This is a genomic window from Ferrovibrio sp. GW821-FHT12F09 (assembly GCF_058806775.1).
In genome coordinates this window covers 27,326-42,258 of sequence record NZ_JBXAPZ010000001.1, presented here as the reverse complement: position 1 = coordinate 42,258, position 14,933 = coordinate 27,326, and the positions used below count along the sequence as shown (strand labels likewise).

Genomic DNA, 14,933 nt, shown 5'->3' with positions numbered 1-14,933 from the left:
CGAAGGGGCAGAGTCCAGTGTAATGTTCCCGAAAGGTTTCTACAGATTGATCCGCAGCCATGCGGGAATCAATATCTTGTAATACCTGACAAATCAGGATTATCCCCGCGATCCGCAAGGGGGTGAATCCGAGTTATCCCAGATTATGCACAGGGCCAGACTGAGCGGATCGGGAGCAGCAGGAGGGACCGGCGCGGCTGGAGAGACCATGGGAAATGGCGGCAATGACCGGCATTGAGGCCGCCTACTGGCAGTCCGCGCCGCAGGCCTGCTGCACGGCCTCGGGCGCCGGCCGCTTGGTCACCAGTTCCAGCGCCGGGATCAGGTTGGCTTTCTTCACCCGCAGGGCCGGCAGTGAGATATACGGCGGCACCGGCTTGCCCAGCAGGGCATGGGCGCCGGCATTGGCCTCGGCGACGCCCAGGTCATAGGGCAGCTGCGCGCCGATGGCCAGAATCTCGCCGCGCGCCACATACATCGCGGTATCGGGACCCAGATCGTTGGTGGTGATCACAACATCGGTGCGCCCGAGGGCCTTGGCGGCGGCGGCGGCCTGCATCGCCGGATCGCCCCAGACGGCGAAGATACCCTTGATGCCGGGATGCGCCGTCAGCATCGCGATGGTTTTCTGATAGACCTCGCGCGGCTGGGTGAAACGCTCGGTCGCCACCAGCTTCACGCCGGGATAATTCGACAGCGTCTGCACAAAGCTTTCGCGGCGCGTGGTGACCGAATGATAGGCATCGAAGGCGAAGGTGATCAGGCCCACCTCGCCGCGGCCACCGATGGCGTTGAGCAGTTCTTCCGTGGCCCAGGCCGCGTTCTTCTCGTTGTCGGAGGCCACCACGGTGACATAGTCGCGCCCCGGCGTCATGTTGTGGACCACGTTGTCCATGAACACCAGCTTGATGCCGGCATCGGCAACGCGCCTGTAGGCAGCGGTCTGGGTCGACGGATCGATCGGCACCGAGAAGATGATATCCACCTTGCGGGCGATCATGCCGGCCAGGTGGCCAGCCTGCCGCGCCGGGTTCTGCGCGGCGTCGGTGACCGAGACGACCTCGACGCCGTAGCGTGCCAGCGTGGTGGTGATCGCTTCCACCTGCAGGGCATTCCATGGTGAATCGAGCGCCTGCATGGCAATCGCGGCCTTGAATCGTCCGGCGCGCAGCCGCTCGATATCGGCATTGCTCAGTGTCAGGGTGTCGGGCGAGGCGGCCGGTGGTCCGTGCGGATGGCCCGGCACGGGCTGGCCATAGGGCGACAGCGGTAGCGGCACCATCAGTTCGGCGGCGGTCTGGGACGATGCCGTGCAGGGCAGGCCGGCTGTCACAGCCAGTGCCAGAACGAGCGGCGCTATTTTCGCCCCAACCGCCATTGCCTCTTACCCCCGTATCCGTCGCAGTATAGCGCCAATAAACCGTTGGCAGCCATGGCTTCCGGCGGATCGGCTTTTCCGGGTTTGCTTGGAAAAATGCACACCGGATGCTTAAATCCGCCGGTGCCGCAGACAAAGCTGACATTCTTCTGGCCGCTGCGCCTGATCGCTGTCTTCAGCCTGATCGGGCCGGCGATCATATTCGCCTATTCCACCTGGCAGAATTACCGCGAGATCGACGCACAGGCCAACGAGCGTATCGAACGCTCGCTCGATGTGCTGCAGGAACATGCGCTGAAGGCGTTGCAAACGGTCGAACGCTCGATCTCCGAGATCAACGAGGTGGTGGGAAATATTCCGGACCGGGAGATTCGGGCACGTGAAGCCGACCTGTATCTCCGGCTCAAGCGCACGCAGCAGGCGCTTCCGCAAATCGAGGCGATCTGGGCTTTTGATCGACATGGTCGCCCGCTGGTCTCCAGCACGATCTATCCGGTGCCGCGCGATCTGGATAATTCCGACCGCAGTTATTTCGCCGCGCAGAAGAATATGGCGACCGAAACCTTTATCAGCGAGGTGGTCCGCGCCCGCATCGGCACGCTGTCCTTCTTCGTGGTCAGCGGGCGGCGCCAGGGCGACGATGCCGGCCAGTTCAACGGCGTCATCGCTGTCACCGTGATGCCGCAGCATTTCAGCGAATTCTACGGCAAGCTGGCGCGCGGCCATGATGCCTTCGGGCTGGTGAAGGCCGACGGGCAGATCCTGGCACGCTATCCCGACGTGACGGGCCAGCCGGGTAGCATGACGCGGATTCCCGCGGTGATTCGCGACAATCCGTCTGGCGGCTTCTATACAGCGGCCTCTGCGGCGGATGGCGTCGAGCGGCGCAATGGCTATCGCCAGGTGCCGGATTCGCCGCTCTATGTGCTGGCCGGCATCGAAACCTCGGCGCTTGCGGCCGAATTCCGCAACACCATACTGACTCAACTCGCCATCGGCCTGCCCATCGTGCTGGGCATGTTTGCGCTGACAATTTATGCCCTGCGCCGGGCCGAGCGATTCCACGAGGAGGTGGCGCGGCGCGAGGCGGCGGAAGCTGCATTGAAGCAGGCCCAGCGGCTGGAGGCCATCGGCCAGCTCACCGGTGGCATCGCACATGACTTCAACAACCTGCTGATGGTGGTGAGCGGCAACACCGGGCGTTTGAAACGCACGCTGGCTGTGGATGAACGTACCCGGCGATCGCTGGAGGCCATCGAGATTGCCGTGAAGCGCGGCAGCAATCTGACGCGGCAGCTGCTGTCGTTTGCCCGCCAGCAGACCCATGAGGCGAAGACGGTCGATCTGCGTGAGCGCCTGCCGTTGATCCAGACAATGCTGCAGGCATCCCTGCGCGGCGATATCACCGTTGAAGCCTCGATAGCCCAGGATATCTGGCTCACCAGGGTGGATATTGGCGAGTTTGAACTGGCGCTGCTGAATCTGGCGGTGAATGCCCGCGATGCGATGAGCGACGGCGGTACGCTGCGTATGCTTGCGGGCAATATTACCGTGGCCGGCCCGAATCCGCTTGGCCTCGACGGCGATTTCGTGGCTGTGGCCGTGTCGGATACCGGTATCGGCATGCCGCCCGAAATCTTGAGCCGCGCCTTTGAACCCTTCTTCACCACCAAGGATGTGGGCAAGGGCACCGGGCTCGGCATGTCGCAGGTCTACGGCTTTGCCACCCAGGCCGGCGGCACTGCAGCGATTGAGAGCGAGCCGGGCCGCGGCACCACAGTGACGCTCTATCTGCCGCGGTCGCTGGATGCCGTGGATGCCGGCAGCGAGACCGGCGCACCGCAGCCTCTGGTGCGCCAGAATGTGAAGGTACTGCTGGTGGAAGACAATCCCGATGTCGCGATAGTGACTCAGGGGCTGCTGGAAGAGCTGGGATGCGCCGTCATCTTGGCTGCCGATGTGCCGGCTGCCCTCGCGGTGCTGCAAAATGTCCGCGACGGTATCGATGTCATCCTGACGGATATCGTGATGCCGGGCGATGCCAACGGCCTGGATCTCGCACGTCTGGTGCGGCAGCAGAATGGCGACGCGCTGCCGGTCATCCTGGCTACCGGCTACAGCGACCAGGCCAAGGCGGCAGCCGAGGAAGGCTTCACCATCCTGCGCAAGCCTTATGACGCGGCAGCCTTGCAGGCTGCCCTGACCGATGTGCTGAAAACGGCACGTCCGCAGGTGGCGTGAGTCAGCGCGGCGCGAAGGCCCGCGCTTCCAGTTCCTTGGTCGCCGTCTCGATGCTGCCTTCCAGCCGCGCGGTGAAGTCCTCGCGCTCCAGGCCCGGCGGGATCACCGGCAGGAAGCGCAACACCAGCGTGCCCGGCGGCCGCAGCAGGCCGACCTTGGGCCAGAAGCTGCCGGAATTCAGCGCCACCGGCAGCACCGGCAGTTTCAGGTCGCGGTAGAGCGCGACGACGCCCGACTGGTATTCCGCCACCTCGCCGGGTTTGGTGCGGGTCCCCTGCGGGAAGATCACGATCTTGCGGCCGGCATCGCGCACGGCGCGCGCGTCCTTCAGCATCTGCTTGAGCGCCGCGCCGCCACCATCGCGGTCGACCGCGATCATGTCCTGGATGCGGGTCAGCCAGCCGTAGATCGGAATCTTCAGCAGCTCCTTCTTCATCACCACGGCGGGCGTGCCGAACAGGTCGAAGATGATGGCGGTATCCCACAGCGACTGGTGCTTGGCCGCCACCAGCGCCGGGCCTTGCGGGATATGCTCGCGGCCCTCGATGCGGACGTCGATGTTGCAGATCACCCGCAGCAGCACATTCAGGCTGCGGCCCCAGAAGGCATTCATGCGGAAGACATGGGCGCGGCGGTTCAGCGCCATCGGCACCAGGCTGTAGACCGCCACCAGCGTGGTCCAGGCATAGAAGACGCCCTGGAACAGCAGCGAGCGGATCCAGATCATGATTTGCTCTCGACCGTGGCGGTGAGCTGCTGGTCGAGGCGGGCGCGCAGCAGGGCGGCGGCGTATTTGCTGTATTCGCCGAGCAGGAACAGCGTCGCCGTACGGCGCTGCCACCAGTCTTCCACCCGCATGGCATCGGAACGCACCGGATGCGGCACGATGCTGATGCCGGGCATGCGGTAGCCGAATTCCACCAGTGCCCGCGGCATATGGTAATTCGCCGTCACGATGCGCACCGACTTGTAGCCGCGCGCCTGGGCCCAGCTCGCCGTTTCGGTGGCATTGCCGGCCGTGTCGTCGGCCTCGAAACCGAGATCGACGCAGCATTCGAACAACAGCTGCAGGTCCATGCCCCGCCAGTTGTTGGCCGACTGCGCCACATCGGGCATCGCCTTCTGCACGGCTTCCATCAGGGTCGCCCGTGTGGCGCTCTGGCTGACGCCCGACACCAGCAGGCGCTCGGCCTTGTTCTCGTTCAGCAGGCGCAAAGCCGTGCTCATGCGCGCTGCGCCGCCGGTCAGCACCACGATGGCATCGGTGCGCGATTCATCGGGCTGCTGCGGCATCTGTTCGACGCGCTCGACATAGGCCACGGCGCCGCCGAGCCAGAGCAGGCCGAGGCCGAGCAGCAGCAGGATCCAGCGTTTCAGCCAGCTGATGACGGGAAGGGAGTCGGAACGGTCGCGCGCCATGGCAAATCGTTGATCAGTCTCGGGTCGCTTCAGGGGTCTCCGCCAGCAGGCGGTCGACGGCTTCGGTCAGATTTTCCACCACCGTGACCGGCAAAACGTCCTCGGGCAAGCCTTTCGCCAGCATGCGGCGGCCCTTGCCGGTGCGCACCAGCATGCGCTGGCAGCCGGCCGCCCGCCCGGCCTGCAGGTCGATGACGTTATCGCCGATAAACACGGTGTTCTGCGGTGCAGTACGAAACTGCGCCATCGCCTCGCGCAGCATGCCCGGCCCGGGCTTGCGCCGGTCGGTCACCGCCCAGGGCGGATCGGGGGCGAAGAAGATCGCATCGATGCGGGCGCTGCTGCGCGCCAGATGGCTGCGCAGGGCATCGTGGATGCATTCCAGCATCGCCGTGTCGATGATGCCCTTGCCGACGCAGGCCTGGTTGGTGCAGATCGCCACCGGCCAGCCGCGCGCATTCAGTCGCGCCACCGCTTCGCCGACACCGGGCAGCATCACCAGCTCGTCGGGCGACTTCACGTAATCGTCGTCGATGTCCTGGTTCAGCACACCGTCGCGGTCGAGCAGGATCAGCATGGCGGCCTCACAGCATGCGGCGCAGCGCGCCGAGCACGGTCAGCCGCGCCGTGACGATGGCCAGCAGCGCCGCGCCGACCGGCAGCACCAGCAGCGCCAGCCAGTGCCACCATAGCAGTGCCAGGCCGGGCAGCAGGCCGGTGCCGACGCCGCCGGCAAGAAGCTGGATGCCGAGCAGCACGGCGATGGCCAGTACCGCGCCGATGGCGCCGCCGCGGATCGCCTGCGTCGCCACATGGCGCTGGAACTGGCGCGCGATATAGCCATCCTCGGCGCCGATCAGATGCAGCAGCTCGATGGTGTCGCGGCGCGCCGCCAATCCCGCCCGTGTCGCGAAGATCACCATGGCGGCCGAGGCGAGGCCGACCAGCAGCACGATGCTGGCGCCCAGGCTCTGCAACAGGCGACCGAGCTGAACCAGGCGTTCGAGCCAGGGCTTGGGATCATCGATGCGCGCGCCCGGGACGGCATTGCTCAGCCGTGCGCCCAGCGCCTGCACCGACAGCGCCGCATTGTCGTCCAGCGTCACGTCGATCAGGCCGGGCAGCGGCAGGTCGGCCTGCAAGGCTTCGGCGCCGAGCCAGGGCTGCAGCAGCGCCTCGACCGCACTGCGCGGCAGTGGTTCGGCTTTCGCCACGCCGGGCACGCCGCGCAGCACATTCAGCGCGGCCGCGATGCGCGGCGCCATCGGCTGGCCCGGGCGGTCGGCGATCTGCACGGTGAGTTTCGCCGCCACGCCGCGGCGCCAGCCGTCGATGGTGCCATCCAGCGCCAGGGCGCCGGCAAAGGCGAGCGCTGCGAGGAACACCATCACCGCCAGCGCCCAGGGCAGGAAGCGCGCGCCGGTATCGACATCCAGCTGCAGATCCGAGACGCGGACGGATCGACGCGCGCTCATGCGGCGTTTCTTTCGATCAGCAGCTGGCCGGCGCGCAGGCGCATCACCGGAAAGCGGAATTCCTGCAGCAGATGCGTGTCATGGGTGGCGAGTACGACAGCGGTGCCGAGCTTGTTCAGCTCGACAAACAGATACATCAGGCGCTGCGCCATATCGGGATCGACATTGCCGGTCGGCTCGTCGGCCAACAGCAGGCTGGGTCTTGCAATAACAGCCCGCGCGATCGCCACGCGCTGCTTCTCGCCGCCCGACAGCGTCGCCGGCCGCGCCTCCAGCCGGTCGCCGAGACCGACCCAGCTCAGCAGTTCGCTGACATGCTCGCGGGTGCGTTTCTCGTCGGCGCCGGCGATGCGCAGCGGCAGGGCGACATTGTCCAGCGCGCTTAAGTGGTCGAGCAGGCGGAAATCCTGGAAAACCACGCCGATGCGCCGGCGCAGCATGGGCAAAGCGGCGCGGCTGGCGGTGGAAACATCCTGGCCGAACATGCTGATCAGGCCCCGGCTCGGGCGCTGGGCCAGGTAGAGCAGCTTGAGCAGGGAGGTCTTGCCGGCGCCACTCGGACCCGCCAGGAAATGGAAGGACCCGGCGCCCAGCTCGAAGCTCACATCCCGCAGCACCTCCGGCCCGGGGCCGTACCGCATGCCGACGTTCTGGAAACGCACCAAGTCCGGATCTCCTCCGAATCGACCAAGGCCTTGCCTGCCAATATCTTGCGAGGCTGTAGCCTTGCTTAAAAGGCCCTGTCCGTCCTATAAGGGAAAGCATCCGGAAACGCAAAAGGGCTGACTTCAGGCTGACTTAAGGCATGATTCTTACCTGCCCAAGCTGCGAAACCCGGTTCCACGTCGAACCCTCCACCTTTGGCGCTGCGCCGCGGAAGGTCCGCTGCTCGCGTTGTCGGCAGGTCTGGAACCAGGAACCGCTGCCCGAACCCGAGCCGCCGGCACCGCCCGCCGTGGTGCAGGCGGCCGCCCAGGCCGCCGCTGCGGCCGAGGATGACTGGGTGCCGCCGCCGCCGCCGGGCGGCAAGCCGCCGCCGCCGGAAAAGATCGCCGCTCCGCCGCTGTCCGATCTCGACATGGCGCCGCCGGCGCCCGATCTGGATGCGCCGCCGGTGCCGCGGATCGCCGGTTTCGACGACGATTTCGAGTTGAAGCTGGACGATATGGACCGGCCGCCGCCGCTGCATCCGCCGCTGGACGAGCCGTTCAGCCCGCTGGCGCCCGAAGACGAAGACCCCGACGACGTGCTGAACAAGCGCCGCGCCCGCCTGGCCGAGGCCGGGGTGCAGCGCGCGCCGGCAAAGCCGAAGAAAAAGCGCTCCTGGGCCTGGGTCGGCTGGCTGCTGCTGCTCGCCGTGCTCGGCGGCATTGCCGGCGGCGGCTATGAAAAGCGCGTCGAACTGGTCGCCTTCTATCCGCCGCTGGCCAAGCTGTACGAGCATCTGGGCATCCCGGTCGAGGCGGCCCAGTGGCTGGGGCTGGAGCTGCATAACCTGAAATCCGCCACCATCCTGGACGGCGGCCAGACCAAGATCGCCGTCTCCGGCGAGGTGGTGAATGTCGGCGAGATCGAACGGCCGCTGCCGCCGATTCGCATCGCCATGCGCGGCGCCAATGGCAGCGACCTGGGCGCCGTGATGATCAAGCTCGAACAGTCGACCATCGCCACCGGCGAAAAGCTCGGCTTCGATGTCCGCCTGCCGGCGCCGAAGGACGAGGTGGTCGACCTGGAAGTGGCCTTCTCCAGCCAGCCCACGCCCTGACGCCCCCGACGGCCCACTATGGGCCATTTGCATCCGCCGGTTGATCGCACAGCCATATTGCGCGTTTTCTTTCATGCTGTGTTGCAGTATGGTTAAGGCGTTGGCGCGGCATGACAGGCCCGCCACCTGAGCTGATTTCAGAAGAGGTGGCCGTCCAGGGGCAAAAAACTGCCTGGCGGACGACGGTCGTCGGCGAGGGCCTATGGCGCGTATATTGGTTGCTGAAGATGAGGCGCCGGTTCGCGAATATGTGCGGCGCATCCTGGAATCCCAGGGACATGACGTGGTCGTGGTCAACGACGGCGCCGATGCCCTGGTGAAGCTCGCGCGCCAGTCCTTCGATCTGCTGCTCACCGATCTCACCATGCCCAATATGGACGGCGTCGAGCTGTGGCTGCGGGTGGCGCGCGACTGGCCCGATCTGCCGGTGCTGATGATGTCGGGTTATACGGCGCAGCATGCCCGCGTCCACGATCTCGGCGTCAGCACCCAGCCGGTGCTGCAGAAACCCTTCAGCATGGTCGATCTCAACACCGCGGTGGAGAAGGCTCTGGCGACGCGCGAGACGGCGTAGGGCGTTCAGTTCCAGCGACACCCAACCTATCCGTTATGCCATGCTGGTGCTGATCTCGATCAGGTTGCCGTCGGGATCGCGGATATAGACCGACAGGATCGGCCCCGTCGCGCCGGTGCGTTGCACCGGCCCTTCCAGGATGACGATATCTTCGTTGCGCAGATGCGCGATCACATCCTGCAACGACCAGCGCGCCAGCAAGCACAGATCGGCGCTGCCCGGTGTCGGTGTCCTGGCCTTGGGATCGAATTCGCGGCCCTGCTGATGCAGGTTGATCTTTTGCCGGCCGAAGCCGAGCGCCACGCGTTCGCCGCCGCCATTCGGCGGCGTGAAGCGGGTTTCGCGCATGCCCAGCACGCGGGTGTAGAAGGCAACCGTGGCCTCGATGTCGCGCACGGTGAGGACAAGATGGTCGAGAGAGTCGATCACGGTGGTGCTCCAGCACATAGTCGCCATGCCACCGCTGCGCGTTGGCATGACGGTCAATGATTTCGTCATTCCCGCGAAAGCGGGAATCCAGGGCAAAGGCCTGAGCCTGCGAGTCTGGGTCCCCGCTTTCGCGGGGACGACAAAAAGTTTGGGGTGTTCAGAACCGGCGCAGCAGGCGGTCGAGATAGTCCAGTTCCTGCGGGGCGCGCTCGCGGTTGCCGGCGCGGCGCTGCAGTTCTTCCAGGATGCGGCGGGCGCGTTCCGTCGGCGCCATGTCGGGTACCTTGGTGGCCTCGCCGGCATTCTCGTAGCCGGTGGTGTTGCGACCCAGCGGATCGCGCACCGGGTTGCGCTGGTTCTGGCGCGAATCAGCCGCCGCTGCCTGGCCATCGGGGTTGCCGCGCTGGGCCTGCTGCATCTGGTTCAGGCCCTGTCGCATTTGATCGAGCGCATCGGTCTGGCCCTGCATCGCCTCGCCCGGTTCGCCGCGGCGTAAACTTTCGCGCGCATCCCGCATCGAGCGTTCGGCCTTGCCCAGCTGGTCGGGCAGCTGCCCGTTGCGTTCGCCCAGCCGGCTCATCATCTCGCCCAGCTTGCGCCGCAGCTCGTCCTGCTGCCGCGCATCGGCTTCGTTCTCGGCGCGCTGCTGGGCATTGCCCTCGCCGCGCTGGCCCTGCTGGCTGCGACGGAAGCTGCGGTCCAGCAACTGCTGCTGCTGGCGCATCATGTCGCCGAATTCCTGCATCATCTGGCCCTGCTGGCCCTGGCCGCGCTGGCCCCGTTGTCCGCGCTGGGCCTGGCGCTGCTGCTGGCGGCCTTCCGGCATCTTGGCGATGCGGCCATTCTTCATGGCTTCCAGCATGCGCTGCATCTGCTGCAGCATGTCTTTCGCCTGGTCGCGGTCGCCCATCTGCGCCATGTCCTGGGCCTGGTCCATCATGTCCTGCAGGTCGTCGCTGCTGAGCGCTTCTTCGTCTTCGCCCAGTTCCTCGGGCTCTTCGCCCCGCGCCATGCGCTCCAGGGCGTCCTGCAGCATCTGTTCCAGCATGCGGTCCATCGCCTGCTGCAGTTCCCGCATCAGGTCCTGGATTTCCTTGTCATCGGCATTGCGGTCGATGGCATCCTGCAGCTTGTCCATCAGCGCCTGGAAGTCGCGCTCGCCCTGGCTCGATTTGCCATCCTCGATATGCAGGGCGGTCTGCCACAGCAGGTCCTGCACGGCGGTGATCGAAGCGGCATTCCGGTTCAGGCTCAGGCGGGCCGCCGACATGCGCAGGCCCAGATGCGCCGTGGTGTCGTCGCGATAGCGTTCCGGCGCCAGCGACAGGGCACGCAGGGCGGTGACCACGCGCTGCCACTGCTGCGGCTTCAGCGCCAGCTCGCGGCGCTGCTCGACGATGGCTTTCGCCACCGGATGGGTGAAGCGGCGCGCCGGCAGCGTCACGGTCGCGCTGTCGCTGCGGCCGGTCTGGCCAATGGCATCGGCGGCCACCAGGGTCATCGACACCTGCAGGCCGGCCCAGGGATGCGCCGTGAAATCGAAGCTCTGCTTGTCGGTGATCCTGCTGGCGCCGCCCAGCGGCACCGGCCAGTCGACCAGCACCGGCGCCTCGGCGCCATCGCGGGTCAGTTCCAGCTTGACCTGCTGCACGGCGTAATCGTCCTCGGCCTCGAAGCTGACCTCGAGTTCGATGCGCTTGGCCACCTTGGGCTCTTCCGCATACCGGATCTTCGGCGCCAGATCGGGCACCACGCGCAGCGGCCATTCGGCAAACACCTTGTCACGCCGCAGCAGCGTCAGCGCCGGATGTTCGCCCTGCGCCAGGTCGATGGCGAGATCGAGTTCGCCATTGCGCTCGTCGATGGCATGCAGGCTCTGCTCGCTCTTGCCGAACCGCAAGGAGAAGCCCTCGGGCGCCGCGGCCAGCCGCAGTTTCAGCAGGCTGCCGGTTGGAATCGAAAGCGCTGCGTTACCTGGCGGCACCGGTACGGCCTTGCCGTCACGGGTGAGGAACAGCGGCGCGCGGCCGGTATAGGGCGGCGGCGTGATCCAGGCTTCCACGGCGATCTGGGTGCCCGGGGGCAGCGCCGTGCCGGGATTGAGCGTATCGGCCAGGCGCTGGCCGCGGTCTTCGCCGGGGCTGGCCCAGGCCACCACCAGCAGCAGGGCAAGGGCGACGCGGAAGCCCCAGATGTCACGGCGCCACCAGCCGGCTTCCGGGGTGCCGACGCGCACCTCGGCCAGCTGGGCCAGCGCGCGGCGGCGATGCAGGTCCCAGATGGCGCGGGCGATCGGGTCCTGCTGTTCGGCCGAGAGCGTGTCGGCGGCGGCTTCCAGCGGGCGGTGCTGCAGCAGGTTGACCCGTTCCAGCCGGCGCATGGCGGCGGCGCGGTTGGGCCAGCGCAAGCTATGCAGGTCGCGCCAAACCAGGGCGGCGAAGCCGGCGGCAAAGCCGGCGAGCGCCAGCCAGTGCAGCCAGACCGGCAGGAAGCGCCAGACATCGAAACCGGCGAGGATGAACAGGACGGCCAGCAGGCAGGCGGCCGGCATCAGGGCGGGCCAGAGCTGTTCCCAGAACAGGGCGGCGCGGGCAAAGCCGAGGCGACGTTCCAGCACCGGCGACAGGTCCCGGTCCGTTGCGGGACCGGAAACCGGATGATCGCTGGTCTTTACGCCTTCGCCTCGTTGAACCATGCCGGGAGGGTCTCCAGGGCCGTCATCTCTTCAATAGTGGCGCGCCGGCGCGTAATGGCAAACCGGTCGCCGCTGACCAGCACCTCAGGCGCCAGCGGACGGGCGTTGTAGGTGGAGGCCATAGCCGAACTATACGCACCTGCGGAAAGGATGGCCAACAAATCTCCGGCATCGGCCGGCGGCATCGGCCGCTCCTCGGCAAAGGTGTCGCCGGTCTCGCAGACCGGGCCGACGATATCCACCGGCGCCAGATTAGCCCCGGGATTCGGGGATTTAACCGGCACGACGCGGTGGAAGGCCTCGTACATGGCCGGCCGGATCAGGTCGTTCATGCCCGAATCGAGGATCAGGAAGGTCTTCTGCTCGGCCTGTTTCACATAGGTCACCTGCGTGAGCAGCAGGCCGGCATTGCCGACCAGGTAACGGCCGGGCTCCAGCGCGAATTCACAGTCAAGCTTGCCCATATGCTTGCGCACCAGGGCGGCATAGTCGCGCGGATCGGGCGGCGTCTCGTCGTCATAGGTGATGCCGATGCCGCCGCCCAGGTCGATGCGGCGGATATTGTGGCCGGCGGCACGCAAAGACGTGACCAGTTCGGCCAGGCGCTCGAAGGTGGCTTCATAGGGCGCCAGTTCGGTGAGCTGGCTGCCGATATGCACATGCACGCCGACGATCTCGATGCCGGGCAGCCTTGCCGCTTCGGCATAAATCTCCAGCGCGCGCTGATAGGCGATGCCGAATTTGTTGGCGGCCTTGCCGGTGGTGATCTTCTTGTGCGTCTTGGCATCCACATCGGGATTGATGCGGATGGCGATCGGCGCGGTCCGGCCGAGCGCCGTCGCCACTTCGGACAGCGCATGCAGCTCGGGCTCGGATTCGACGTTGAACTGCGCGATGCCGCTGTTCAGCGCCAGCGCCATTTCATCCCGTGTCTTGCCGACGCCGGCGAAGATGATCTTCTGCGGCGCGATGCCGGCCTTCATGGCGATCTGCAGTTCGCCGCCCGAGACCACATCGGCGCCGGCGCCGAGGTCGCGGAAATGCCGCAGCACCGCCAGACTGGCATTGGCCTTCATCGCATAGGCGATCAGATGCGGCAGGCCGGCGAAGGCGTCTTTCAGGCTGTTATAGCGGTCGGTCAGCGCCTGGCTGCTGTAGACATAGGCCGGCGTGCCGACTTCGGCGGCGATCCTGGCCAGGGGGACATTCTCGGCGCACAGCGCGCCGTCGCGATAGGCAAACCAGGGAAAACCGGTCATCGGACTCTCAAGCGGAAAGGGGATCAGTAATAGCGGATCGATTCACGGCGCGGCGGCAGGGTGCCGGGGCGCTCGGTCGCATCGGGCGGATAGTCGGGCACGTCCTTGCGGCCGCAGGCGGCGAGCGTGAGCGTGATGAACACGGCGAGCATCATCACCTTCGTCGCTCCCGCGAAAGCGGGAGCCCAGGGGCCGCGCAAAGACTGGATCCCCGCTTTCGCGGGGATGACGGCGGAGATGTGATGGATCTCGCTCATGCTCACCCTTTCTTCGCCAGCAGCTTGCGCCAGCGCGCCACCTGCTTCTTCACATTGGCCGGTGCCGTGCCGCCATAGGACACGCGGCTCTTCACCGAATTCTGCACGCCCAGCACCGCGAAAATCTCCTTGGTGATGCGCGGCTCGACGCTCTGCATCTCTTTCAGCGTCAGGGCTTCCAGCGGCTTGTCCTGGCTCTCGGCCATGCGCACGATGCGCCCGGAGACATGATGGGCATTGCGGAAGGGCATGTCGAGCTTGCGCACGCACCAGTCGGCCAGGTCGGTCGCCGTGGTGTAGCCCTCGCCGGCGGCATCCTGCATGCGCGGCGCATTGGCCTTGAGGTCGGTGATCATGCCCGCGGTGGCGGCGATGCAGAGTTCCAGGCTCTCGACCGCATCGAAGGTCGGTTCCTTGTCTTCCTGCATGTCCTTGCCGTAGGTCATCGGCAGGCCCTTCATGGTGATCAGCAGGGCATTCAGGCTGCCGACGATGCGGCCGACCTTGCCGCGCACCAGTTCGGCGGCATCGGGGTTGCGCTTCTGCGGCATGATCGACGAGCCGGTGGTGAAGGCGTCAGACAGCGTGACAAAGCGGAATTGCGCGCTCGTCCACAGCACGATCTCTTCGGCAAGGCGCGACAGATGCACAGCACAGATCGATGCGGCCGACAGAAACTCCAGCGCATAGTCGCGGTCGGCCACTGCATCCAGCGAATTGCTCATCGGCCCGGCAAAGCCCAGATCCTTGGCCGTGCTGTGGCGGTCGATGGGCAAAGACGTACCGGCCAGCGCTGCGGCGCCGAGCGGGCTTTCGTTGAGCCGCGCGCGGGCATCCTTCAGGCGCGACCGGTCGCGGCCGGTCATTTCCACATAGGCCATCAGATGGTGGCCGAAGGTCACCGGCTGCGCCGCTTGTAAATGGGTAAATCCTGGCATCACCGTGGCCGCGTATTCATCGGCGCGGCGCAGCAGGGTGAGTTGCAGGTCGTTGAGTCCGGCATCGATGCGGTCGATGGCGTCGCGCACCCACAGGCGGAAGTCGGTCGCCACCTGGTCGTTGCGCGAACGCGCGGTGTGCAGGCGTCCGGCCGGCGTGCCGATCAGCTCGGCCAGCCGCGCCTCCACATGCATGTGGATGTCTTCCAGCGCCAGATCGATCTTGAACTTGCCGGCCTCGATCTCACGCAGAATTGTCTCCAGGCCGCCCAGGATCTTCTTGCCCTCGGCCGCCGAAATGAGACCCTGCCGCACCAGCATGCGGCAATGCGCCATCGAGCCGCGGATATCCTGGCGATAGAGCTTGCGGTCGAAGCGGATCGAGGCGTTGATCTCGGTCATGATCGCCGCCGGGCCTGCGGCAAAGCGTCCGCCCCACATGCTGTTGGCTTGCTTGCGGGGTGCCTTGGACTTATCTGATTTCTTGCGTGCGGACATGATCG

At 66.2% G+C, this 14,933-nt stretch carries 14 protein-coding genes; 3 read left to right on the top strand and 11 right to left on the bottom strand.

Annotated elements, in window-relative coordinates:
• Nucleotides 1-244 precede the first annotated feature (244 nt).
• Nucleotides 245-1,378 carry a substrate-binding domain-containing protein gene (locus AC1ROB_RS00190; protein ID WP_492972790.1) on the bottom strand — a complete coding sequence of 378 codons (1,134 nt, stop codon included), beginning with the start codon at nt 1,376-1,378 and terminating at the stop codon, nt 245-247.
• Nucleotides 1,379-1,501: 123 nt separating this feature from the next.
• Here AC1ROB_RS00190 and AC1ROB_RS00185 point away from each other — a divergent pair, with 123 nt between their 5' ends.
• A complete protein-coding gene (locus tag AC1ROB_RS00185; protein ID WP_492972791.1) occupies nt 1,502-3,619 on the top strand; it encodes an ATP-binding protein in 2,118 nt (705 codons plus the stop codon).
• A gap of 1 nt (nt 3,620) precedes the next feature.
• Here the strand turns inward: AC1ROB_RS00185 and AC1ROB_RS00180 are convergent, their stop codons facing one another.
• From AC1ROB_RS00180 to ftsE, 5 genes are read right to left on the bottom strand one after another with little or no spacing between them, the layout of a single operon-like run.
• Nucleotides 3,621-4,346 carry a lysophospholipid acyltransferase family protein gene (locus AC1ROB_RS00180; protein ID WP_492972792.1) on the bottom strand — a complete coding sequence of 242 codons (726 nt, stop codon included), beginning with the start codon at nt 4,344-4,346 and terminating at the stop codon, nt 3,621-3,623.
• Entirely contained in the window at nt 4,343-5,038 is a 696-nt protein-coding gene (locus tag AC1ROB_RS00175; RefSeq protein ID WP_492972793.1) for a YdcF family protein, read from the bottom strand. Before AC1ROB_RS00175 ends, AC1ROB_RS00180 begins: the two co-directional genes overlap by 4 nt.
• 13 nt (nt 5,039-5,051) lie before the next feature.
• On the bottom strand, nt 5,052-5,615 hold the full coding sequence (locus AC1ROB_RS00170; RefSeq protein ID WP_492972794.1) for a D-glycero-alpha-D-manno-heptose-1,7-bisphosphate 7-phosphatase: 564 nt from the start codon (nt 5,613-5,615) through the stop codon (nt 5,052-5,054).
• A gap of 7 nt (nt 5,616-5,622) precedes the next feature.
• Nucleotides 5,623-6,513 (bottom strand): cell division protein FtsX, encoded by an 891-nt coding sequence (locus tag AC1ROB_RS00165; RefSeq protein ID WP_492972795.1) that lies wholly within the window; start codon nt 6,511-6,513, stop codon nt 5,623-5,625.
• Complete coding sequence (ftsE, locus tag AC1ROB_RS00160) at nt 6,510-7,178, bottom strand: cell division ATP-binding protein FtsE (RefSeq protein WP_492972796.1); 669 nt, start codon at nt 7,176-7,178, stop codon at nt 6,510-6,512. The genes AC1ROB_RS00165 and ftsE overlap by 4 nt, the downstream gene beginning before the upstream one ends.
• A 140-nt stretch (nt 7,179-7,318) precedes the next feature.
• Here ftsE and AC1ROB_RS00155 point away from each other — a divergent pair, with 140 nt between their 5' ends.
• Both AC1ROB_RS00155 and AC1ROB_RS00150 read left to right on the top strand, forming a co-directional pair.
• Nucleotides 7,319-8,278, top strand: a complete 960-nt coding sequence (locus AC1ROB_RS00155) for an MJ0042-type zinc finger domain-containing protein (RefSeq protein WP_492972797.1) — start codon at nt 7,319-7,321, stop codon at nt 8,276-8,278.
• A gap of 202 nt (nt 8,279-8,480) precedes the next feature.
• Complete coding sequence (locus AC1ROB_RS00150; RefSeq protein WP_492972798.1) at nt 8,481-8,852, top strand: response regulator; 372 nt, start codon at nt 8,481-8,483, stop codon at nt 8,850-8,852.
• 33 nt (nt 8,853-8,885) lie between these two features.
• Here the strand turns inward: AC1ROB_RS00150 and AC1ROB_RS00145 are convergent, their stop codons facing one another.
• The 5 genes from AC1ROB_RS00145 to argH form a co-directional block, all read right to left on the bottom strand.
• Nucleotides 8,886-9,329, bottom strand: a complete 444-nt coding sequence (locus tag AC1ROB_RS00145; protein WP_492972799.1) for a VOC family protein — start codon at nt 9,327-9,329, stop codon at nt 8,886-8,888.
• Nucleotides 9,330-9,438: 109 nt separating this feature from the next.
• On the bottom strand, nt 9,439-11,976 hold the full coding sequence (locus tag AC1ROB_RS00140) for a TIGR02302 family protein (RefSeq protein ID WP_492972800.1): 2,538 nt from the start codon (nt 11,974-11,976) through the stop codon (nt 9,439-9,441).
• On the bottom strand, nt 11,952-13,235 hold the full coding sequence (gene lysA / locus AC1ROB_RS00135; protein WP_492972801.1) for a diaminopimelate decarboxylase: 1,284 nt from the start codon (nt 13,233-13,235) through the stop codon (nt 11,952-11,954). Before lysA ends, AC1ROB_RS00140 begins: the two co-directional genes overlap by 25 nt.
• 23 nt (nt 13,236-13,258) lie before the next feature.
• Nucleotides 13,259-13,492: a hypothetical protein gene (locus tag AC1ROB_RS00130; protein WP_492972802.1), complete on the bottom strand. Its 234-nt coding sequence runs from the start codon at nt 13,490-13,492 to the stop codon at nt 13,259-13,261.
• A 2-nt stretch (nt 13,493-13,494) separates the two neighbouring features.
• Nucleotides 13,495-14,928, bottom strand: coding sequence for an argininosuccinate lyase (gene argH, locus AC1ROB_RS00125; protein WP_492972803.1), 1,434 nt, complete (start codon nt 14,926-14,928; stop codon nt 13,495-13,497).
• Nucleotides 14,929-14,933: the final 5 nt, after the last annotated feature.